Origin of the sequence: Bartonella sp. MR30HLJHH (assembly GCF_042194195.1) — a bacterium.
In the GTDB taxonomy this organism is placed as follows: domain Bacteria; phylum Pseudomonadota; class Alphaproteobacteria; order Rhizobiales; family Rhizobiaceae; genus Bartonella; species Bartonella grahamii.
Genome location: NZ_JBHIMO010000001.1, coordinates 269,574 through 290,247, shown reverse-complemented (window position 1 = coordinate 290,247; position 20,674 = coordinate 269,574). Strand labels below are relative to the sequence as shown.

At 37.7% G+C, this 20,674-nt stretch carries 16 protein-coding genes and 1 pseudogene; 6 read left to right on the top strand and 11 right to left on the bottom strand.

What is annotated here, in order from left to right:
* The first annotated feature begins 616 nt into the window (after positions 1 to 616).
* From ACFIKR_RS01120 to ACFIKR_RS01110, 3 genes are all read left to right on the top strand, one after another.
* Positions 617 to 2,290, top strand: coding sequence for a formate--tetrahydrofolate ligase (locus tag ACFIKR_RS01120; RefSeq protein ID WP_375635445.1), 1,674 nt, complete (start codon positions 617 to 619; stop codon positions 2,288 to 2,290).
* Positions 2,291 to 2,476: 186 nt separating this feature from the next.
* The gene (gene rpsU, locus ACFIKR_RS01115; RefSeq protein WP_273717519.1) at positions 2,477 to 2,710 is read left to right on the top strand and encodes a 30S ribosomal protein S21; all 234 of its coding nucleotides are present in this window, start codon (positions 2,477 to 2,479) and stop codon (positions 2,708 to 2,710) included.
* A 1,612-nt stretch (positions 2,711 to 4,322) separates the two neighbouring features.
* Entirely contained in the window at positions 4,323 to 4,883 is a 561-nt protein-coding gene (locus tag ACFIKR_RS01110) for an SH3 domain-containing protein (RefSeq protein ID WP_375658487.1), read from the top strand.
* A gap of 46 nt (positions 4,884 to 4,929) precedes the next feature.
* Here the strand turns inward: ACFIKR_RS01110 and irrA are convergent, their stop codons facing one another.
* Positions 4,930 to 5,442, bottom strand: coding sequence for an iron response transcriptional regulator IrrA (gene irrA, locus ACFIKR_RS01105; RefSeq protein WP_273787458.1), 513 nt, complete (start codon positions 5,440 to 5,442; stop codon positions 4,930 to 4,932).
* Positions 5,443 to 5,673: 231 nt separating this feature from the next.
* Between irrA and fabA the strand changes: the two genes are divergently transcribed.
* From fabA to fabI, 3 genes are read left to right on the top strand one after another with little or no spacing between them, the layout of a single operon-like run.
* Positions 5,674 to 6,183 (top strand): 3-hydroxyacyl-[acyl-carrier-protein] dehydratase FabA, encoded by a 510-nt coding sequence (gene fabA, locus ACFIKR_RS01100; RefSeq protein WP_012754549.1) that lies wholly within the window; start codon positions 5,674 to 5,676, stop codon positions 6,181 to 6,183.
* A 57-nt stretch (positions 6,184 to 6,240) separates the two neighbouring features.
* Positions 6,241 to 7,461, top strand: a complete 1,221-nt coding sequence (fabB, locus tag ACFIKR_RS01095; RefSeq protein WP_375658486.1) for a beta-ketoacyl-ACP synthase I — start codon at positions 6,241 to 6,243, stop codon at positions 7,459 to 7,461.
* A gap of 48 nt (positions 7,462 to 7,509) precedes the next feature.
* A complete protein-coding gene (gene fabI, locus ACFIKR_RS01090) occupies positions 7,510 to 8,328 on the top strand; it encodes an enoyl-ACP reductase FabI (protein WP_375658485.1) in 819 nt (272 codons plus the stop codon).
* A gap of 961 nt (positions 8,329 to 9,289) precedes the next feature.
* Here the strand turns inward: fabI and gpsA are convergent.
* The 10 genes and pseudogenes from gpsA to rpsT all read right to left on the bottom strand — a co-directional run bounded on the left by gpsA (position 9,290) and on the right by rpsT (position 20,610).
* On the bottom strand, positions 9,290 to 10,297 hold the full coding sequence (gpsA, locus tag ACFIKR_RS01085; RefSeq protein ID WP_375658484.1) for an NAD(P)H-dependent glycerol-3-phosphate dehydrogenase: 1,008 nt from the start codon (positions 10,295 to 10,297) through the stop codon (positions 9,290 to 9,292).
* A 399-nt stretch (positions 10,298 to 10,696) separates the two neighbouring features.
* Positions 10,697 to 11,242 (bottom strand): annotated as a pseudogene (cyoD, locus tag ACFIKR_RS01080) (cytochrome o ubiquinol oxidase subunit IV); the annotation flags it as partial.
* Positions 11,242 to 11,910 carry a cytochrome (ubi)quinol oxidase subunit III gene (locus tag ACFIKR_RS01075; RefSeq protein WP_375619284.1) on the bottom strand — a complete coding sequence of 223 codons (669 nt, stop codon included), beginning with the start codon at positions 11,908 to 11,910 and terminating at the stop codon, positions 11,242 to 11,244. The pseudogene cyoD and the gene ACFIKR_RS01075, both read right to left, overlap by 1 nt.
* The gene (gene cyoB, locus ACFIKR_RS01070; protein ID WP_375658483.1) at positions 11,907 to 13,925 is read right to left on the bottom strand and encodes a cytochrome o ubiquinol oxidase subunit I; all 2,019 of its coding nucleotides are present in this window, start codon (positions 13,923 to 13,925) and stop codon (positions 11,907 to 11,909) included. The genes ACFIKR_RS01075 and cyoB overlap by 4 nt, the downstream gene beginning before the upstream one ends.
* A gap of 75 nt (positions 13,926 to 14,000) precedes the next feature.
* Positions 14,001 to 14,972, bottom strand: coding sequence for a ubiquinol oxidase subunit II (gene cyoA, locus ACFIKR_RS01065; protein ID WP_273787465.1), 972 nt, complete (start codon positions 14,970 to 14,972; stop codon positions 14,001 to 14,003).
* Between the two features lie 132 nt (positions 14,973 to 15,104).
* Entirely contained in the window at positions 15,105 to 15,557 is a 453-nt protein-coding gene (aroQ, locus tag ACFIKR_RS01060; RefSeq protein ID WP_375658482.1) for a type II 3-dehydroquinate dehydratase, read from the bottom strand.
* Between the two features lie 54 nt (positions 15,558 to 15,611).
* Positions 15,612 to 16,745 carry a DNA replication/repair protein RecF gene (gene recF / locus ACFIKR_RS01055; protein WP_375658481.1) on the bottom strand — a complete coding sequence of 378 codons (1,134 nt, stop codon included), beginning with the start codon at positions 16,743 to 16,745 and terminating at the stop codon, positions 15,612 to 15,614.
* Between the two features lie 20 nt (positions 16,746 to 16,765).
* Complete coding sequence (gene dnaN / locus ACFIKR_RS01050; RefSeq protein WP_375658480.1) at positions 16,766 to 17,887, bottom strand: DNA polymerase III subunit beta; 1,122 nt, start codon at positions 17,885 to 17,887, stop codon at positions 16,766 to 16,768.
* Positions 17,888 to 18,071: 184 nt separating this feature from the next.
* Positions 18,072 to 19,643 (bottom strand): chromosomal replication initiator protein DnaA, encoded by a 1,572-nt coding sequence (gene dnaA, locus ACFIKR_RS01045; RefSeq protein ID WP_375658479.1) that lies wholly within the window; start codon positions 19,641 to 19,643, stop codon positions 18,072 to 18,074.
* 700 nt (positions 19,644 to 20,343) lie between these two features.
* Positions 20,344 to 20,610, bottom strand: a complete 267-nt coding sequence (gene rpsT, locus ACFIKR_RS01040) for a 30S ribosomal protein S20 (RefSeq protein ID WP_012754537.1) — start codon at positions 20,608 to 20,610, stop codon at positions 20,344 to 20,346.
* Positions 20,611 to 20,674: the final 64 nt, after the last annotated feature.

The following is a 20,674-nucleotide window of genomic DNA, read 5'->3' as shown; positions in this document are numbered from 1 at the left end:
TTTGCCTATCTTTGTTTTTTGTATTTTGTTACTTCATTGTGTTGTGAGTCGTTTCTTTAGCCATTTTGCTAGAATAAGATGTTATGAGTCCTTCAATTCAGCTCCAAGGTGCTTTTATTAGCTAATAATCATAACGATTGCATGAGTAGCGTGTGTTGTTTTCTTTTTTCGATTTATGCGCTTGTTTTTAGTCTCTTCCGGATTATACTCTTTAATCAGTTAGATAATTTTTTACGTGCTTATTTCTAATTTTTCCATAACTGGATGTTTCTGAATATTTTATTCCTAGCAGTCCCATCTTAAGAGGGACTTCATATGTGCCACCATAAATTCCGATTTACCACCATGTAAAACTTTTTCAGTGTGTTATTGGAAAGAACAAATAAACTACTTCTCAAACGCACCACCATAAAACACTTATGGTATCCATTAATATCATTAGCATTTTGTTGCAAACCAAAGCTTCTTCTCGTGCTTCTTTAGCATTATCTCTTACATAGCATGTCATCGACTTCTGTGATATCCTAATACTTTCTGTTCTCTATGAATTCTTCTAATTAATCCATGGGGTACAGATCTCGAACATTAATAAAAGCTAAGTTTAAAGAATTTTTCCATGCCTAAAACAGATATTGAAATTGCTCGCACTGCTAAAAAGCAGCATATTATTGAAATTGCAAAAAAAATTGGTATCTCACATGAAAATCTCATTCCCTATGGCCATGATAAAGCTAAAATTTCTTCTGAATACATAAAATCGCTTGATAAAAATCCAGATGGTAAACTTATCCTCGTCACAGCTATCAATCCCACACCTGCCGGAGAAGGCAAAACAACAACAACAGTTGGACTAAGTGATGCTCTTAATCTTATTGGTAAAAAAACAATAGCTACCTTGAGAGAACCGTCTTTAGGTCCCTGTTTTGGTGTAAAAGGTGGTGCTGCTGGTGGTGGTTATGCGCAAGTCGTTCCAATGGATGACCTTAATTTACATTTTACCGGTGATTTTCATGCTATTACAGCTGCTCATAATCTTCTTGCCGCAATGATAGATAATCATCTTTATTGGGGAAATACTCTAAACATTGATCCACGTCGCATTGTTTGGAAACGCGTTCTTGATATGAATGACCGTGCATTGCGCGATATTGTTATTTCATTGGGGGGCATAACAAATGGTTTTCCACGCCAAACAGGTTTTGATATCACTGTTGCGTCAGAAATTATGGCACTTCTTTGTCTCTCTGAAAATTTAGAAAACCTTACACAAAGACTCAAAAAAATTATTGTTGCTTATCGTTATGATAAAACGCCCATCACCGTTTCTGATCTCAATGCAGAAGGTGCAATGGCAGTTCTTCTCAAAGATGCTATACAACCCAATCTCGTACAGACAATTGAAAATAACCCTGTTCTCGTTCATGGAGGACCTTTTGCCAACATTGCTCATGGTTGCAATTCAGTTATAGCAACAAAAACTGCTTTAAAACTTGCTGATTATGTTGTCACAGAAGCAGGGTTTGGAGCAGATCTTGGAGCAGAAAAGTTCTTCAATATCAAATGTAGGCAAGCAGGTATTGTACCAAATGCTACAGTAATCGTCGCAACTATTCGTGCATTAAAAATGAATGGTGGTGTGGATAAAAATAACCTGACAGAAGAAAATATCACCGCTTTAGAAAAAGGAACAGCCAATCTTTTACGACATATAAAAAATATGGAGCACTACGGTATTCCTTGTGTTGTGGCTATCAATCATTTTGACAGCGATAGCGATGCTGAAATAAAAACATTACAAAAAATAGTTGCAACAACTGGACACAAAGCTATTATCTGTAAGCATTGGGAACAAGGTGGAAAAGGCGCTATAGAACTTGCACAAGAACTCGTTACCTTGATTGAAGAAAAACATTCTCATTTTAAAGTTTTATATCAAGATAATATTCCACTCGTTCAAAAAATTAATTGTATTATAACAAAGCTATACGGTGGGCGTGGCGCCATCATCCCAGCCCCTATTCTCAAACAACTTGAATCTTGGGAAAAAGAAGGTTTTGGTGCCTACCCTATTTGTATGGCAAAAACACCTTATTCTTTTTCTTCTGATCCCAAGCAATATGGTGCTCCTGTTGATTTTGAAATTCCCGTACGTGAAGTTCGTCTCTCCGCAGGAGCTGGCTTTATTGTTGTCATTTGTGGAGATGTTATGACCATGCCGGGACTACCCCATTATCCCACGGCTGAAAAAATTCATCTTGACGAAAATGATCAAATACAAGGACTTTCATAAATTTATAACCGTAAATTCTATCATTCATTATAAAAAGCGTTTTATTGCAAAAAGAACAGAATTTTAAAAAGCGATATAGACAAATGTCTTATTTATATGATATAGGTTCTTGTCCTTTTGGATATGCCTTTAAAAGGGCATAGGTTTTTCCTATCATTTATGACACTGAAAAAAGCAGGATAGATAGTGCAAGTACTTGTTCGTGATAATAATGTTGACCAAGCGCTCCGTGCGTTGAAAAAAAAGATGCAGCGTGAAGGTATCTTCCGTGAAATGAAAATGCGTAGTTATTATGAGAAGCCATCTGAGAGGCGTGCTCGTGAAAAAGCTGAGGCTATTCGCCGTACACGTAAGCTTGCTCGTAAGCGTGCGCAGAGAGAAGGTTTTGTTAGTAACGGACGAACTGTTGCGGTAAAGTAGTATACTTTAATGTAATTGCATAAGCAGTAGATAATAAGCTTCCAGAAAATTTTATCTTCATAGGCGATTGCAATAAATTGCTCGTGTATGTTTTTTGTGTACAATGTTATCTAATATGTTAGTTATCTGAAAATAATAAGGTTTCTGTCATAGGGGTGGTTTTTTTCACTCTTATATTTCAAACAGATAACAAACTACGCTTTAGATATTTAAGCGACTTGTTCTTATGTGACTTGAGTGTAAGGTGTTTTATTATCACTTTTCGCTATAATTTTTCTCCTTCCGGATATCTCTTAAATAACTGTTTCTTTATGTACAAATTTCATGATGATTTTCTTTTTTTGTCATTAAATATTCTACATCTTTCGAACATCCTAGATCAGATCGCAAAACAAAAGTAACTATCGCAATATGCGATTATGTGTAAAAATATGATATCAAATGCATAATCCTCTTTCCCTTCAGTTATGTAACAAAACGATATAATTCCATAACTTTTTATATCTCTTGACTCTGTCTCTCTAAACAATGACGAATTTCAACTACGGCACTACGGATTCTTTTTTCTTGATAAACTTCTTCTATTCATCACTTATGTAATGCCCCCCATAAGTATATCGAATAAGCTCCTCTATTTCATTCAACTTTCTTCTATACTGAGTTAGAGAAAAAGAAAATTGACAATAAACAGAGAAAACACTGTATTTTAATATGGATGAATGAATGTGCCTTTTATTACCATTTTTGATGGAAATATTTTTACAATTCAAATAACGAGTTAAAGTTTTTAACGCATTGATTCATCGTTATAAGTAATCGTTTTTCATATTAAGTAATAATTCTGAATAACGTGAAGTTTTTCAACACCTTCTTATATTGAATCAATCAAGATTATTTTCTTGTACATTATAAGCAGGGTTAGTATGCAAATAGAATAAAAGCTATTTAAGAAAAAGATAAAAATGCTTCTTATGAACGCCATAAATAATAAGAACTGCATAACATTAAGAGCAAGTAAATGGTATGATGGATCCAGCTTATCTAGCATACGGATAAGCATTATCATGGCATAAGATTATAGTATAGCAAATTTTATAAAATGGATTATCACGAAAAACTGTCCTGTTAAAATCAGCCCTTCATATATCAATCTACTCCGTATTGCTCATATTTTTAAGCTTAAATGTTTTATTCATCGTATTATTTGTCCATTCAAAACTTCTTTTCAAGCAACATGATAACCCCTTACTGAACAGCTCTTTGTTCATAATATGCATACATGTACTTTTACTTTGAGAAACAAACTCAGAAAAGAGATGCAATACTTTAGCCCTAATTTCCTGTACAAAAACTGCTATGTCCCCAGTATACTTTACTGTTTTATCACGCGTACAGCTACATAAAATCCAGTGTTTATTTATATTTATCCCCTCATAAACAAGATAAGCACTAAAAAATACAAACTTTTGTTTTCCTTATTTTGCTATTCTCGTAACAATTTTTTCATTGTTTAGATCTCTTTAACGAGCGATATGTCATAATTTTTATCAGTTTCTAGTCTTATCTTTCAGATTTTAAATTTCCAATATATGACGAAATAAAGGAGTTCAGTGTGCAAAATTCTTGTTGGTTTCACGTTTCAATACTCGCATCATGTATCTTAATAGCAACAGTCATTGTATTGGGTTCACCTCATTTGTTGCACGCACAAACATTTAATCAAAATTTAGGGCCCAGCGGTTTACCACTTCCGCGATTTGCTTCGATTAAACCCACCAGCGTTAATGTACGCGTTGGACCAGGAAGCAACTATTCTATCATTTTTACCTACAAAAAGAAGGGCTTGCCTATTGAAATCATTCAAGAATATGATCAATGGCGCAAAATTCGTGATGCAGAAGGCGATGAGGGGTGGGTGTATCAATCGCTTTTATCGGGAAAGCGAACTGCTATAACTATTCCATGGCAAAAAGATAAAACAAAAAGGCTGATGCTACGAAAAAACCCCACCGACAACGCAGAACTTGTGGCGGAAGTAGAACCTAATGTCATTGGTAATATCCGCCAATGTGATGGACAATGGTGCGAACTAAACATTAATAATACGCGCGGATGGCTTCAGCAACCCCAGTTATGGGGAATCTATCCTGATGAAAAAGTAAAAGGTTGGTGAATACTCAAACTTATCAAGTTTAACTTTTATTCCTCATTGAATATCCTCACTGCCTATCACAAGATTGATTTTTGGGTTTCAATCGTACGATCAAATCAACATGTGAAATTTCCATACCTTCTGGTGGCTTAGGCAAATTTCTAATAATGGGAGCTTCTTCCAAATTGTAAGGAATATCAAGAATACGATTTTCGCCTTCTATATAAAAATGGTAGTGATCAGAGGTATTGGTATCAAACCAAGTTTTTGAGCCTTCTACGGCAATAATCCGTAACAATCCCGCTTCCGTAAATTGATGAAGCGTATTATAAACCGTTGCTAAAGATACAGGTACACCTGCCCTCCCCGCTTCCTCATAGAGCTCTTCAGCAGTAATATGACGATTTCCTTGAGAAAAAATCATATGTGCAAGTTCCAACCGCTGACGTGTTGGACGCAGACCATTTTGACGCAAACGTTTTTCTAACATAGAAATGGAATAATATTGCACAATTTTTCCACACTCTTTTGTGAACTGTTGTTCTTCATTCATATCTAAATCGTCTGCACTTACTGACATATTACAAACCCAAATATATCCCTGCTAAATAAGATCAAAATACAAAAAAATGGGAATAGTATGGTGTAATCTTGTATTCCATTTTTAAATAATTACCTGTGTAGAATACATAAAAAAGGGCTTTTGTCATTAAAAATGATATAAAATCATTTCCCTCTCTTTAAAATTTGCTCTAAAAGTAGGTTGGGAAAAGCGCAGAAATAAAAATATATGCAAATAAATGGAGTAACAATGGCTGAACAAAAGTCTCGCTACACTTATGAAGAGCTTCTAAGCTGCGCTCGCGGCGAAATGTTTGGTAGAGGTAATGCGCAATTGCCAGCACCGCCAATGTTGATGATTCATCGAATCACTCAAATTAGTGAAACTGATGGTAAATACGATAAAGGAATGGTTCGCGCCGAATTTGACATTACACCAGACCTGTGGTTCTTTAATTGTCACTTTATAGGTGATCCCGTCATGCCAGGATGTCTCGGACTGGATGGTATGTGGCAATTAACAGGCTTTTTTCTTGGTTGGCTAGGCGAACCAGGAAAAGGAAGAGCGATATCAACAGGTGAAGTAAAGTTATCAGGGATGGTAACTCCACAAACCAAAATTCTTGAATATGAAATAGATTTTAAGCGTATTCGACGTGGAAATTTAGTCTTAGGAATAGCTGATGGGTGGCTAAAAGCAGATGGAGAGACTATTTATAAGGCGAATGATTTACGCGTTGCTTTATTCAAAGAAGATTGAACGTTATTTCCGTCAGAAAAAACTTTCCACTATTCTGTATGAAACGAGGAGGTATGAATGCGTCGAGTTGTTGTAACCGGAATGGGAATTGTCTCCGCGATTGGAAATGGACCTGAAGCTGTTTTAACCAGTTTACGTGAAGCAAAATCCGGAATTTCTTACGCACCTCAATATGCCGAATTAGGCTTTCGCAGCAGAGTTTACGGCAAACCCGATATTAATATAGAAGGACTCGTAGATCGGCGTGCTCTACGTTTTCATGGGCGTGGAACAGCATGGAATCACATCGCCATGGATCAGGCAATTGCTGATGCGGGTCTAGAACCGCATGAAGTGTCGAATGAACACACGGGTATTATTATGGGTTCTGGAGGTGCTTCAACACATTCAATCGTAGAAGCTGCTGACATTACACGCCAAAAAGGTCCAAAACGCATCGGTCCTTTTGTTGTGCCTAAAGTGATGAGTTCTACGGCATCCGCAACACTTGCAACTTTTTTTAAAATTAAAGGCGTAAACTATTCAATCTCTTCCGCATGTGCTACATCCAATCATTGTATCGGCAATGCTTATGAAACAATACAATATGGAAAACAAGATCGCATTTTTGCTGGTGGTTGCGAAGATCTGGATTGGACATTATCTGTTTTATTCGATGCTATGGGTGCTATGTCCAGCAAATATAATGATGTACCAGAAAAAGCTTCGCGTGCTTATGACGCTAATCGTGATGGATTTGTTATTGCTGGTGGCGCTGGCGTTTTGGTTCTTGAAGAACTAGAAGTCGCTAAAGCACGTGGTGCAAAAATCTATGGAGAAATTGTTGGTTATGGCGCTACATCCGATGGACACGACATGGTTTCTCCATCGGGTGAGGGAGCAGAGCGGTGTATGCGCATGGCACTTACGACCGTCAAAAATAAGATTGATTATATCAATCCCCATGCAACAGCAACACCTGTTGGTGATCCTCCTGAAATAGAAGCGATCCGCCGTATCTTCGGAGCAGGTGATCAATGCCCACCAATTTCCGCCACAAAATCTCTGACTGGTCATTCCTTGGGTGCAGCTGGTGTTCAAGAAGCAATCTACACATTGTTAATGATGCAGCATAATTTTATTTGTGAAAGTGCTCATATTGAAGAACTTGATCCAGCTTTTGCTGATATGCCAATCGTTCGTGAACGACGTGATCATCAACAACTGAATACCGTATTGTCAAATACTTTTGGCTTTGGCGGTACCAATGCAACGCTTGTTTTCCAACGCTATGAATAAACAAAAGTTCTTAGTAATTGAAAAAAGTACGGTCTTACGGAGAATAATATGAAAGGTTTGATGGAGGGCAAACGTGGCCTTATTATGGGGATTGCGAATGACCATTCAATTGCTTGGGGCATTGCCTTTCAGCTCGCACAAGCAGGAGCTGAATTAGCATTGACTTATCAAGGGAATGCTTTTGGAAAACGTGTTCAGCCTCTAGCAGATAAACTTGGCTGCAAATTAGTGCTAGAGTGTGATGTTGAAAAAATTGAAAATATTGACTACGTCTTTGAGCAACTTGAAAAAGAATGGAAAACAATTGATTTTATTGTCCATGCCATTGGTTTTTCAGATAAAACTCAGCTAAAAGGGCGTTACGTTGATGTTACAACACGTGAAAACTTTCAACGCACGATGGTTATTTCAGCTTATTCCTTTACTGAAATTGCCCAGCGCGCGGGTAGACTTATGCCTAATGGAGGAACACTTTTAACTCTTACCTATGGTGCTTCACAGCAAGTTGTGCCTAATTATAACATCATGGGTGTTGCTAAAGCAGCTTTAGAAGCTATGGTACGTTATTTAGCAGCGGACTTTGGTCCTCAAAATATCCGTGTCAATGCGATTTCCGCTGGTCCTGTTAGAACTTTAGCAGGTAACGGTATTGCAGCTGCACGGGCAATATTTTCACATCAACGCCGTAATGCCCCATTACGTCGTACCGTAAATATTCATGAAATTGGAAAATCTGCTCTTTATCTACTCTCTGACTTATCATCAGGTGTTACAGGTGAAATCCATTATGTTGATTCAGGCTATAACATCATGTCTATGCCAATACTTGAAGAGCTGAAAAAGAGTGACGATGCTCAAGAAGGATAAAAATCATCGCACTTAGAAAAATATGACGTAAGGCACGTGCGCAGGTCTTTATAAGAATAAGTGTAATACAAAACCAGATGTATGATGCCTTGTTTTGCAAAGTATTTTATAAAAATCCGGAATATTTCTTCAATCCATGGTTGATAAATTTTGTATTTTATGACGTTATTTACCTTACTAAAGCATACGCTTTTGCTGTTGCTTATAAAGCAAATATCCAGCTCTCATGCTATCACAGTTTGAAACAGAGATTAGAGGATTATTAAAATCCTTAGCTTCAGCTTTTGTATACCAGGTTGAAAAAAATATTGCCTACCGTTCTATTTATTCTTGAAACGTCAAGACAATCTAATTTAGGACGAATATGAAGGTGTGAGGTAATCTCCATTATTTAAAAGATACTGCTTTAGATAGCGTAAAACTGAAGTTAAAAATGATGGTAGAAATGGGAACTGGTTTTCATCTTTTAAATTTCAGCTTCTTCCCAAATTAGATTGTCTTCTTGTTTTAAAGAATTACACAAACAGAGACACACAATATCCCTGCCCCCTATCTAGATACAAAAGCTGTTACACGCAGCAAATAATATTGAAAATTGGATAATAGCAATGATATTTTTAGCTTATACGTTACATAAATAAGATGCTTCTACCTAATGAGTCTTGTATTATTCTGTTTGCAAATATCATTGTGAGATGAATTTAAGAGAAAATCAAAATATCTTGTTCATTAGATAAACATGTGTAAATGGAAATGATAATTTATATTCAAAGAGATAGCTCTTAGACAAAAGCCAAAACTTTTATATTTCATCCATGTTTCATAAAGAATCGAATGATATGAATCTATAATTTGCTGGAATATGACTATCATATACAACCATCAATACAATCTATTTTATATGTCTATCATAGCATGTTTTTATTTTTTTACGATTGGAATTATTTAAAAAAATAGGATATCATTGTATTTCATCCTTGAGAGTACGGCTTAGTAATGCGTTCGCCGCTTCAGTTATGTTTTTACCACAATAGAGAATTTGATAAATTTGTTCTACAATGGGCATTTCTATCCCAATACGTTGCGCCAACGTATGTACTTCCTTGGTATTTAAGTACCCTTCAACAACCTGACCAATTTGTTTTTCCGCTTCTTTTATGTCTATTCCTTTACCAAGAAGTATTCCAAAACGGCGATTACGCGACTGATTATCAGTACATGTCAAAACCAGATCACCTAAGCCTGTCATTCCCATAAATGTGGAAAGCTCAGCACCCATAGCCCCCCCTAAACGACTGATTTCAGCTAGTCCTCGTGTGATGAGAGCTATTCGTGCATTTGCCCCAAAGCCCATACCATCTGATATTCCTGCACCAATAGCAATAACATTTTTGACTGCTCCCCCTAATTGAACACCAATCATATCCGAACTTTTATAAACTCTAAAACTTTTGTCACAATGAAAAAGTTGCTGCAATTCTTTACCAAACTCAACATCAGAAACTGCTATCGTCATTGCAGTAGGCCAACCAATAGCTAGTTCTTGAGCAAAAGTTGGTCCAGAAAAAACAGCTAAAGGAATTTTTTCACCTAAAATCTCACGAGCAACCTCTTGTAAGAAACGTCCGGTACCATGTTCTAAACCTTTTGTTGCCCAAATAACGCGTGAATGCTGATCTAAATAAGGCTGAATATTATACAAAACTTGATGAAATACATGGCTTGGAACAGCGATTAATATATTGTGACTTGCTGCTATTGCAGTTTCAAGCGAAGCTTCAAGTAATAAATTTTCAGGAAATTGAATATCGGGTAAATATACTTGATTACAACGTTGTTCCTGTAATTCTTTGATATGTTGGGGTTTATATCCCCAAAGTAAAACATTATGACCATTACGGGCAAGAGCAATCGCTAATGCAGTACCAAAAGAACCAGCACCAATAATTGTCATTGCAACGGTTTTCATCAAGTTTTCTGATTATTCTCTAAACTTTTGATTTCAAGTGCATATTATTATTACAAATAACTTTAATGCTATCTTTAATATAAATTCTGTAAATTATAAAAACGTTACCGCTTCGTAGCTTTTATTCCACACAACATAAAAACTTGTTTCTCACATTCTCTTTCTTTGTAGTAAATTGCATAGACATCACTTTTTGTATATTCTACAAATAGCTATTTGTCTCAAAAATTAAAGCTTGACTCAATACTCCGTGGACTTTCTCTTTTGAAATAAAAGTACATTCAAAATCATGATACTCATTCCACTGATATCTTGTAGCTACCCCTCTTTAATATCCTACGAATTTCTTGTAAGAGCTGATACATGCTGCATCAGCTCCACAGATATTTCTAAAAATTACTCCACAGGAGACTGCGTACTTAACCCCTGCTCCATGGGCATTTCCGAACCAGGCGCTTGATCTACAGAAGTTTGCGCACTTGCACCTTGCCCCATCGACATTTCTGAGCCCTGTATCTTTTCTGGTTGTTTTCTTACGGATATATCTTTGTTTAATAACTGCTTAGATACTGAAGAATCATCTCTACTTGATATTTCCGGTTCAATAACACGTCCTGAACCACCCATCATATTATAATTCAAATGAGAAATAGCCCACCAAGTTCCCCCAATAATAACAAAAACGCAAATAGCAGCAAACCACAATGCGCTTAAATTCCACTTGGCATCCGGACCAGAATTCAAGTGCAAAAAGAAAACAATTTGTACTATAATCTGAATGATCGCCATCCCAATAAGATACGCAACCTTTGTACTAACTGCCCAACTTTCCATCATTCCATACATCACAGGAACAAAAGAACCCAAAGTGAAAAATACAGCCAGAATAAAACCGACCAAATAGGAACCAGTACTGGGACCATGTGTTTCATTTTGCATGCTCATCACAACGCTCCTAATAGATAAACCATGGTGAAAACACCAACCCATACAATATCAAGTAAATGCCAAAAAATGGAAAGGCATGCTAAACGTGTCTTATTGTTCTGATCCAAGCCATTACGACGAAGATGAAAAAACATCACAACCATCCAAAGAAGACCAACACTTACGTGAAGTCCATGGGTGCCAACCAAAGCAAAAAATGCTGACCAATAAGCAGAGAGAATCTCCCGTCCAAAAAGCTGTAAACCCGTTGCAGGATCAATCCCAGCATAAGCATTTGGATCGTAATAAAAGACCTCACCCAAAAGTTCATGAAATTCGTAAAGTTCCATACCAATGAAGCAACAGCCAAATACAAAGGTAATAGCCATCCATAAACGCACACCACTGATGTTATTTTTATGTGCTTGTACCATTGTAAAACCATAAGTGACGGATGAAAACAACAAGAAAGCAGTCTCAACCAAAACAAATTTTAAATCAATAAACTCATTGCCCGCCTTACCACCACCATAAGAAGCAGAAAAAACAGCAAAACTTGAAAAAAGTGTCGAAAACAGGATCAAATCTGAGAGAATATAGACCCAAAAACCAAACGTCATTACCGAACTATTATCGTGGTGATGTTCATCCACAGCACTCACTTTATTCATTGTTACTGCACTCATACTGTCACTCCTTGTTCTTTAAGAACAGCTGTAAAGGCATCTTCAGTTTTTTGTACTTCTTCAGCCGGAATATAATAACCATGATGATCACCTGTTAATGAATGACACACAAGCGTTGCAATAAAACCAATCAAGCCGACCGCAACAAGCCACCAAATATGCCAGACAAGCGCAAAACCAACAACTAATGAGAAAAATCCCGCAATAATTCCAGCCGATGTATTGGACGGCATATGAATTTTTGTAAATCCACTGGTAGGACGTTGATAACCACTTTTCTTCATATTCCAATAAGCATCATCAGACTGTATTTTCGGAACTATTGCAAAATTGTAAGAAGCAGGCGGTGAAGAGATAGACCATTCAAGGGTCCGTGCATCACCCCAAGAATCATTTAATGTTACAGGTAAACGTCCCTTATGTTTGATACCGTACCAAATCGCCAAAACAACTTGCAGCACAAAACAAAGGATACCAAGCAAAATAATAAAAGCACCCAATGCAGCAATCATAAACATCGGTTGCCAACTAGGTTCCATGTAATGCTGGAGACGACGCGTCCCACCCATTAAACCAAGTGCATAGACTGGGAAAAAGGCAAGGTAAAAACCAATGAACCAACACCAGAAAGATGCAATACCCAATGCTCGATTTGGTTTATAACCAAAAACTTTTGGAAACCAAAATGCAATCCCCGCTAAGTACGCAAAAACGACACCACCAATAATTGTATGATGGAAATGCGCTACCAAAAACAACGAATTATGAAACTGCCAATCAGCTGGCACAATAGATAACAAAACACCTGTTAATCCACCACCAACAAATGTAAAAATCATTCCCATGCACCAAAGCATTGGAGGCTCAAAGCGAATCCGCCCCTTATACATAGTTAGCAGCCAATTAAAGACTTTTACACCTGTTGGAACGGCAATAATCATTGTCGCAATACCAAAGAAAGTATTCACAGCTTCACCGCCACCCATTGTGAAGAAATGATGTCCCCAAACAAGAAGCGAAAGAATCAAAATAACCAACATGGCCCATATCATCGAAGTATAACCAAAGAGGCGCTTTGAAGAAAAAGTTGATACAACCTCAGAAACAATTCCAAAAGCAGGAACAACCAAAACATAAACCTCAGGATGACCAAAAACCCAAACATAGTTAATCCATACCATCGGATTTCCGCCACCAACATTAGAAAAGAAATTCATGCCCAAATAACGATCGCATGCCAAGAGTGCAAATGCTACAGTTAAGACAGGGTAAATAACTAAAATAAGGACATTGCTAACAAAAGCGCTCCAACAAAAAACAGGCATTCTCATCATCGTCATCCCAGGAGCACGCATTTTAATCAAAGTCGCAACAAAATTGACCGCCCCCATTGTTGTCGCTATACCAGAAAGTTGAAGTGACCATAAATAATAGTCTACCCCTGTATCTGGACTCGTTTGCAATTCTGTAAAAGGTGGATACATCAACCAGCCACCACGACCAAAATTCCCAACACCTAGGGATATGTTAATCAATATTGCCCCTGCAGCCGTAATCCAAAAACCTAGATTATTTGCAAAGGGAAAAGCAACATCACGCGCACCAATTTGAAGCGGTATAAGATAATTAAAAAGACCAAATAAAATAGGCGTGGCCATGAAAAAAATCATGATAGTGCCATGCGCCGAAAAAATTTGATCAAAATGGTCAGGGGGCAAATAACCTGCACTTTCACTCCCAAGAGCTAAAGCTTGGTGTGTTCGCATCATAAGCGCGTCCGCAAAACCGCGAACAAGCATAATAATTCCAAGAACTATATACATAATGCCTATGCGTTTATGGTCAACAGTTGTAATCCAATTTCGCCATAGAATCCCCCACCACCCAAGTGCTGTTAGAGCAACAACAGCAATTAAACCAACCACAACAATCGCAATACACGTGTATAAAACGATCGGCTCATGTGCAAGTGCATGAAAAGCACCTGCCGTAGGATCTGTAAGTCTTCCAAACATTTCTCAACCCATTTCAAATGAAATTCAAGTTTAAAAGAAACCTTATGTTAAAAGGGCTCTTTCTTTACTGACCCTTTAAATAACATCAGGATCAAATACTGAACATAGTGCACCCCATAGCGTCTGAGCAGCAGCACGTTTCATTAAATCCTCATTACATACCGTATTTTCATCGACACATCGATTAACAACACGATAGTAAAGGCGCTTCTCAACAGGTGCAAAATAACGAACTTCAGCATCTTTTTTCTTCGCAGCAATATCACCCATACGAGGCGCAATAGAAAGTTGACGATAAGATGCACGATCAAGCACTCGACCATTAGCCCGAGCTTTTACAATCCAATCCTCAAAGTCCTGCAAAGACACAGAATGCCACTTAAACCGCATACTCGAAAAACCATCACCACTGTAATTTGCTGAGGTTCCTTTGAATACTCCTTGCTCTTCAGCGACCAAATGCAACTTAGCATTCATCTGCGGCATAGCGTAAAGAACTGTACCCAGTTTGGGGACCCAAAAAGCATTGACAGAATTCTCTGACGTCAATTGCAATAAAACTTGACGTCCTTCAGGTGCATAAATCTCATTAATCGATGCAACACCATATTCAGGATAAATAAAAAGCCATTTCCAATCAAGAGAAACGGCATCAATCTGTAATGGCTTTCCTTCACCTACAACTTCCACTGGGAGAGGATTTGTAGGTTCCAGCTTATAAGTATAATAAGCTGTTAATGAACCTAAAACCATTACAATTACAATTGGAATACCCCACATCAACGCTTCAATTTTATTTGAATGCGCCCAATCAGGAGAATAGTCCGCTTTCATATTCGATGCACGATATTTTATAGCTAAAAATACCACACTCACCATAACTGGGATGACAACACAAAGCATCACCACCACACAAACAACTATCAAAATGAGCTGTTGACGTGCAACATAACCTGATGGCTGTATAACATCAATTTTACAACCAGATAAAAGCAGTGCTCCCCCTAAAATCACAAGCATTTCTAATTGTCGAACAAAGCTTTTCATCTCTATTTACCCCCGTCATATGCACCAAAAATTGTCATAAATATATATACCTCGTATTGTACAGATTTGAAAATAATTATCAAGTGAATTCAATGCCTATATTACTCTTATCAAACGCTTATTCTTTACCTATCACAATTTAATTGTTTTGCTTAATTGTTTTGCAATATATTCAAGTGCAAACCAATATCCATCACCTCCACACCCAGTTATGATAGCGTCTACACCTGCAGATGTATAAGAGTGGTGACGAAAAGCTTCACGCTGGTAAATATGAGATAAATGAACTTCTACTTTTGGCCCTGAAAACATTTTTAGGGCATCAAGAAGTGCAACAGATGTATGACTGTAAGCCGCTGGGTTAATAATCAATCCAGAACTTGCCTCTATTGCTTTTTGTATCCATGCTACCAACTGCCCTTCACAGTTACTTTGATAAAAATTTATTATGATATCATTTTTTTTTGCCCATTCTCTGCATCTTTTTTCAATATCTTCCAGAGTCTCAGTTCCATAAATTTCTGGCTCACGTTGACCTAGAAAATTTAAATTAGGACCATTTAAAATCGTTATCATCTCAGACATAGCATGCCTTTTCTTTTAGACCTATCACTTATTAAAAAAATATTTAGCATGTTTTTACGACAATAAAGCTCCATTCTTAATCTCAAAGAATTCTGCGCGTCCTTTTAAGCCATCAAATAAAAGACGATCTGTTCCTGTCATAAATGTTTGTACAGCTAAATCATCAAGAATATCAAATAAAGCAGCACGTCGATGCGAATCAAGATGAGCAGCCATTTCATCAAGAAGAAGAATGGGAGTTTTTTCCGACATCATACCTGTTAGACGTGCATGACACAAAACTAAACCTGTCAGCAGCGCTTTTTGTTCACCTGTTGAACAAGATGTTGCGGCTATATTTTTATCAGCATAAAAAACCTGCAAATCTGCGCGATGTGGTCCTTCTAATGTCCGACCAGCAGCACGGTCCATTGCGCGATTATGCCGTAATAGATCACAAAATTGCTCTTCAACTTCAATTGCTGATATTTCACTAAGAGCTGTTTCCAAAAAACCATCAATTTGCAAAAAAGCTCGTGGAAAAGGTATCTGTGATGGCATTTGTGTAAACAAATCATTTAAAAGACGAACAACATCAACACGCGCCGCAGAAATAGCTGTCGCCAGTTCTGCCATCTGCTTTTCTAAAGCATCAAACCAAGCACAATCTTCATTTCCATCTAAAAACAAACGATTACGTGCGCGCATAGCTTTATCATAATCAGCTATGCGGCGCCTATGCAAGGGATCAATCGCCAAAACCATACGATCCAAAAAACTACGGCGCTCAAGCGAAGGACCTGTAAAAAGACCATCCATAGACGGTGTTAGAACACTAATATGACAATAATCTGTTAGGCAATCACCCGACTCATTCACACCATTAATATGGACTTTTCGACTGTTATCGCTAACCTCCAAAGCTGTACCAATCTTTACTTCACCATAAAGAGCGCATTCAAGAAGCGCAAATACAACAAACCCTCCACCGCCACCATCTACAAAACTAACGTCAGAATAAGCAGCACGTCGCAAACCACGACCAGGAGAAAGAAAAGATAACGCCTCTAAAAGATTCGTCTTACCAGCACCGTTATGGCCAGTAAAAACCACATGCTGACCAGAAAAATGAATATTGAAAAAAGGATAATTGCGATAACGTAAAAGCTTCAGCTGCCTCACTGCCACTTTGTGCACATGACTGGCCATGCATTGCAAAACAATTGCCCCTAAACGCGAATAGGCATCAGTACATAGAGCACATTCGCATCATCATTATCACGAATCAGAGCTGGTGCTCCAGCCTCAGCCAACATAAAAACCATCTCATCGCTTGAAAGCTGCCCAGCAATATCCAAAAGATAACGTGAATTAAACCCTATCTCAAGCGGTTCAGATGCATAAGTTACTGATAATTGATCTTCTGCACTGCCCGAATCTGGGCTATTAACAACAAGCCTTAACTGTCCATGCTCAATCGTTAATTTAACTGCACGCCCCCGATCACTTGAAATCGTTGAAACACGATCAACTGCAGAAGAAAAGTCCTGCCTATTAACAATTAATTCTTTATCATTTCCAAGAGGGATAACACGTTGATAATCCGGAAATGTTCCATCAATTAATTTTGATGTAAAAATCACAGAACCTATAGAAAAACGAATCTTTGTCTCTGAAAGCTCTACACATACATCGCTATCATTTTCTTCTGAAAGAAGTTTTTGCAATTCTCCTACAGCTTTACGGGGAACAATAACACCGGGCATTCCTTCAATTCCTGAAGGAGCCTCCATCTCAACTTGTGCCAAACGATGACCATCAGTTGCAACCAAACGCAATTTCAAAACACCATCATTAATAACATGTAAATAAATACCATTAAGATAATAACGGGTTTCTTCAGTAGAAATAGCAAATTGCGTACAATCAAGTAAATGTTTTAAGCTTGATGCCGATAGAGAAAAACGATAACCAAACTGCCCAGGAAGCGACTCTGGAAAATCTGCCTTCGGAAGACATTGAAGCTGAAAATGTGCACAACCTGAAACAACGGACATCGTACCTGCTTGATTCTCATCGACGGATAATATAACTTCATGGCTATCAGGGAGTTTTCGAATGATATCATAGAGCAAATGTGCTGGAACAGTTGTTGCTCCAGCTTGTTTAACATTAACTGCAAAAGATTCCGTAACCTCTAAATCAAGGTCTGTTGCTTTTAACTGCACACGACCATTTTCTGCATCAATCAGCACATTCGATAAAATAGGAACAGTATTACGGCGCTCTACCACACGGTGAACCCGCCCAAGAGACTTAAGAAATTGACTGCGATCAACTGTAATACGCATAAAAGCCCCGTATGTTTACTAAAAACTATAAGAATTCCTTAGCATTAAAAAAGATCCTCTTTAAAGAATCGCCTGCTAGACTTTATTAAACCTCTCTTAAAATGGCAAGTCACTCCTGCATAAGAAAAAATAAATCTTTTCATTAAATTCTTTAAAGTTTTTCCAAAGAAAGAAACGATAAACACTATACAGCCTGTTCTCCAATCAACCGCTTAAGCAATTCAAGTTCCTTAGCCAAGGTCTGATCACCACAAACCAAATCTTCAATTTTACGCACAGCGTGTAAAACTGTTGTATGATCACGCCCACCAAAACGACGCCCAATTTCTGGCAACGAGCGAGGAGTTAATACTTTTGCTAAATACATTGCAACTTGCCGTGGCTTCACAACCGTACGTGTTCGACGATTAGACAACAAGTCCTGTTTAGAAACATTATAATGACGTGCTACCGTACGCTGAATTTCTTCAATCCGAATGCGCTTAGGTTCACCAGGACGTGTCAAGTGACCTAATAACTCATCAATCCGCTCTAAAGATAAATCAGATTCAAAAGATTGACGAAACAAGAGCTGATTAAATGCACCTTCAATATCACGCCCCGACCCTAAAACCGTTTTCGCAATATATTCCAAGATATCATCAGAAATTGATACCATGCCATCATCTTGTTGTGCCACCTTCAACCGCTGGCGCAACATTTGCAAACGCATTTCATAATCTGGTGCTTCAATTTCAAGGGCAACCCCTCCCTGAAGACGAGAGCGAACGCGAAGATCAAGAGATTCTAATTCTGCTGGCGGACGATCTGCAGCGACAACAACTTGTTTTGCACTATCAAGCAACATATTAAGCAAATGGCAAAACTCATGTTGTATCGACTTACCCTGCAAAAACTGCATATCATCAATAATCAAAAGGTCGATATCACGAAGCTGTTCTTTAAAAGAAAGAGCATCATTATCACGAATAGCTGTTGCAAAACGCCACATAAAATATTCAGCAGTTAAATAAATAACGCGCGCAGACGTTAAACGCTTCAATGCAGAAGCAGCAATCGCTTGAAGCAAATGTGTTTTTCCTAAACCAACAGATGCGTGAATAAAAAGAGGATTAAAACGCAAAGCACTTTTATGCCCTTCCGCAATTGAACGCGCAGCTGCTAAAGCAACACGATTAGAAGCCCCCTCAACAAAACTTTCAAAAGTATAGCGAGAATCAAGTGGAGATCCAAAAACTCCCGTTTGAGAACTCTTAACTGAATGCTCTGCACAACTTTCAACAAAAGATGAAGTCGCCTGCTCCTCTAGCACAACAGAAGGAACACTTCTTTTACAAACGACGTCTCTTGAAACGCGTTCCATACCACGAACAATAACTTCAACACGAAGAATTGCTGAATTCTCTTGTTTCCATAAATGAGTCAACAGAGAACCATAGTGATTATTAATCCATGAACGTAAAAAAGCAGTAGGAACAGAAAGCTTTACAAGAGTATGGCTATATTCAGCAAGTTTCACACGCCCAAACCAACTGGTATAAGCCTCAACACCAACCTGCACCTTTAATTGCGCCATAACACGTATAAAAGCCGCCGCACTTTCCTCCGCTGAAACAATAGAATGCCCTATAGAAGCATTTCTACAAACATTCTCATCAGTCTCCGTCATCCTATTCTTTATTATGTTCTCTGCCGACAGGATATTCACCGAAACCCTTTTAAAGGAACTAGCTTTAGAGTTCAATTTATCCACCATCTTCCATCCTGATAAAAATAAAATTTTGTCCTGCCAAACAGCTAAAATAAATCTAGCGAAGGCAAAACGCCCTACCCCAAATAAGATTACTCACCCTCCCCTAGGATAGCCTCATCACAACCCCACTAATAAAGATGACCAATAAGATTTACTTGCACTCATGATATGACCCACCCTTCTAAAATGGTAAACATATCCATTAAGAAAACTAAAAAATCGTCAGAAAACCTCTCCAGCACAAAAGCTTCGAAAAGCCTAAATCAAAACATCTTCTACTCAACAAAATACAGAATAATGTGCTGGTGTGACCCCTTCATACTTTTTAGTCTTCGTAAGAACCATACAAAACAGCAGAGGTAAAATGCAAGAGGTCAAAATAAAATCAAAAAACTCAAAAAAAATGCTTATATCAATAAGGACTGAAAAAAATATTGATTCAATTCATTTTTTTTCTCTAAATTTACCAACAATTAAAGAATCTCTTCAGATTTAAAAAAAAAAATAAAATGCTTGACAAAAAAGACTCTGTAAAAATCCACAAAGCTTGTGGATAACCATACTCCCCCTATAAACTTTTTCTCCTTTTTCAAGAGGAGAATCATTATCGATTCCTATTTTCAATAGAAACTTTTTGAGATAATAAACAAAAAGCCAGCATCCTCATGGATACTGGCTTTATTCTCAATAAAGGAGAAAAAGCTTAAACGCTGAGAGCCTTCAAACGTTTAGCTAAACGCGATACTTTCCTCGCAGCAGCATTTTTATGAAAAACCCCTTTAGAAACCGCACGCATAATTTCAGGCTCAAAATTCTTAAATGCAATCTCTGCAGATGCCTTATCGCCACCCGCTAAAGCATCATCAAACTTACGTATAAAGGTACGAACGCGCGAACGACGGGCTCTATTAACCTGTGTGCGCGCCGCAACCTTGCGCACCGCTTTTCGAGCAGAAGGTGTATTCGCCATAAATATAATCTCTCTTTCAATACCTTGGTAAAATGAGTCTAAAGAATAACTCTACCAATATAAA

Excerpts from the sequence above, each read along its gene's own strand:
- ACFIKR_RS01120 (WP_375635445.1), top strand. The coding sequence starts at position 617 with ATGCCTAAAACAGATATTGAAATTGCTCGCACTGCTAAAAAGCAGCAT.
- irrA (WP_273787458.1), bottom strand. The coding sequence starts at position 5,442 with ATGTCAGTAAGTGCAGACGATTTAGATATGAATGAAGAACAACAGTTC.
- fabA (WP_012754549.1), top strand. The coding sequence starts at position 5,674 with ATGGCTGAACAAAAGTCTCGCTACACTTATGAAGAGCTTCTAAGCTGC.
- fabB (WP_375658486.1), top strand. The coding sequence starts at position 6,241 with ATGCGTCGAGTTGTTGTAACCGGAATGGGAATTGTCTCCGCGATTGGA.
- fabI (WP_375658485.1), top strand. The coding sequence starts at position 7,510 with ATGAAAGGTTTGATGGAGGGCAAACGTGGCCTTATTATGGGGATTGCG.
- gpsA (WP_375658484.1), bottom strand. The coding sequence starts at position 10,297 with ATGAAAACCGTTGCAATGACAATTATTGGTGCTGGTTCTTTTGGTACT.
- ACFIKR_RS01075 (WP_375619284.1), bottom strand. The coding sequence starts at position 11,910 with ATGAGTGCAGTAACAATGAATAAAGTGAGTGCTGTGGATGAACATCAC.
- cyoB (WP_375658483.1), bottom strand. The coding sequence starts at position 13,925 with ATGTTTGGAAGACTTACAGATCCTACGGCAGGTGCTTTTCATGCACTT.
- cyoA (WP_273787465.1), bottom strand. The coding sequence starts at position 14,972 with ATGAAAAGCTTTGTTCGACAATTAGAAATGCTTGTGATTTTAGGGGGA.
- aroQ (WP_375658482.1), bottom strand. The coding sequence starts at position 15,557 with ATGTCTGAGATGATAACGATTTTAAATGGTCCTAATTTAAATTTTCTA.
- recF (WP_375658481.1), bottom strand. The coding sequence starts at position 16,745 with ATGGCCAGTCATGTGCACAAAGTGGCAGTGAGGCAGCTGAAGCTTTTA.
- dnaN (WP_375658480.1), bottom strand. The coding sequence starts at position 17,887 with ATGCGTATTACAGTTGATCGCAGTCAATTTCTTAAGTCTCTTGGGCGG.
- dnaA (WP_375658479.1), bottom strand. The coding sequence starts at position 19,643 with ATGGTGGATAAATTGAACTCTAAAGCTAGTTCCTTTAAAAGGGTTTCG.
- rpsT (WP_012754537.1), bottom strand. The coding sequence starts at position 20,610 with ATGGCGAATACACCTTCTGCTCGAAAAGCGGTGCGCAAGGTTGCGGCG.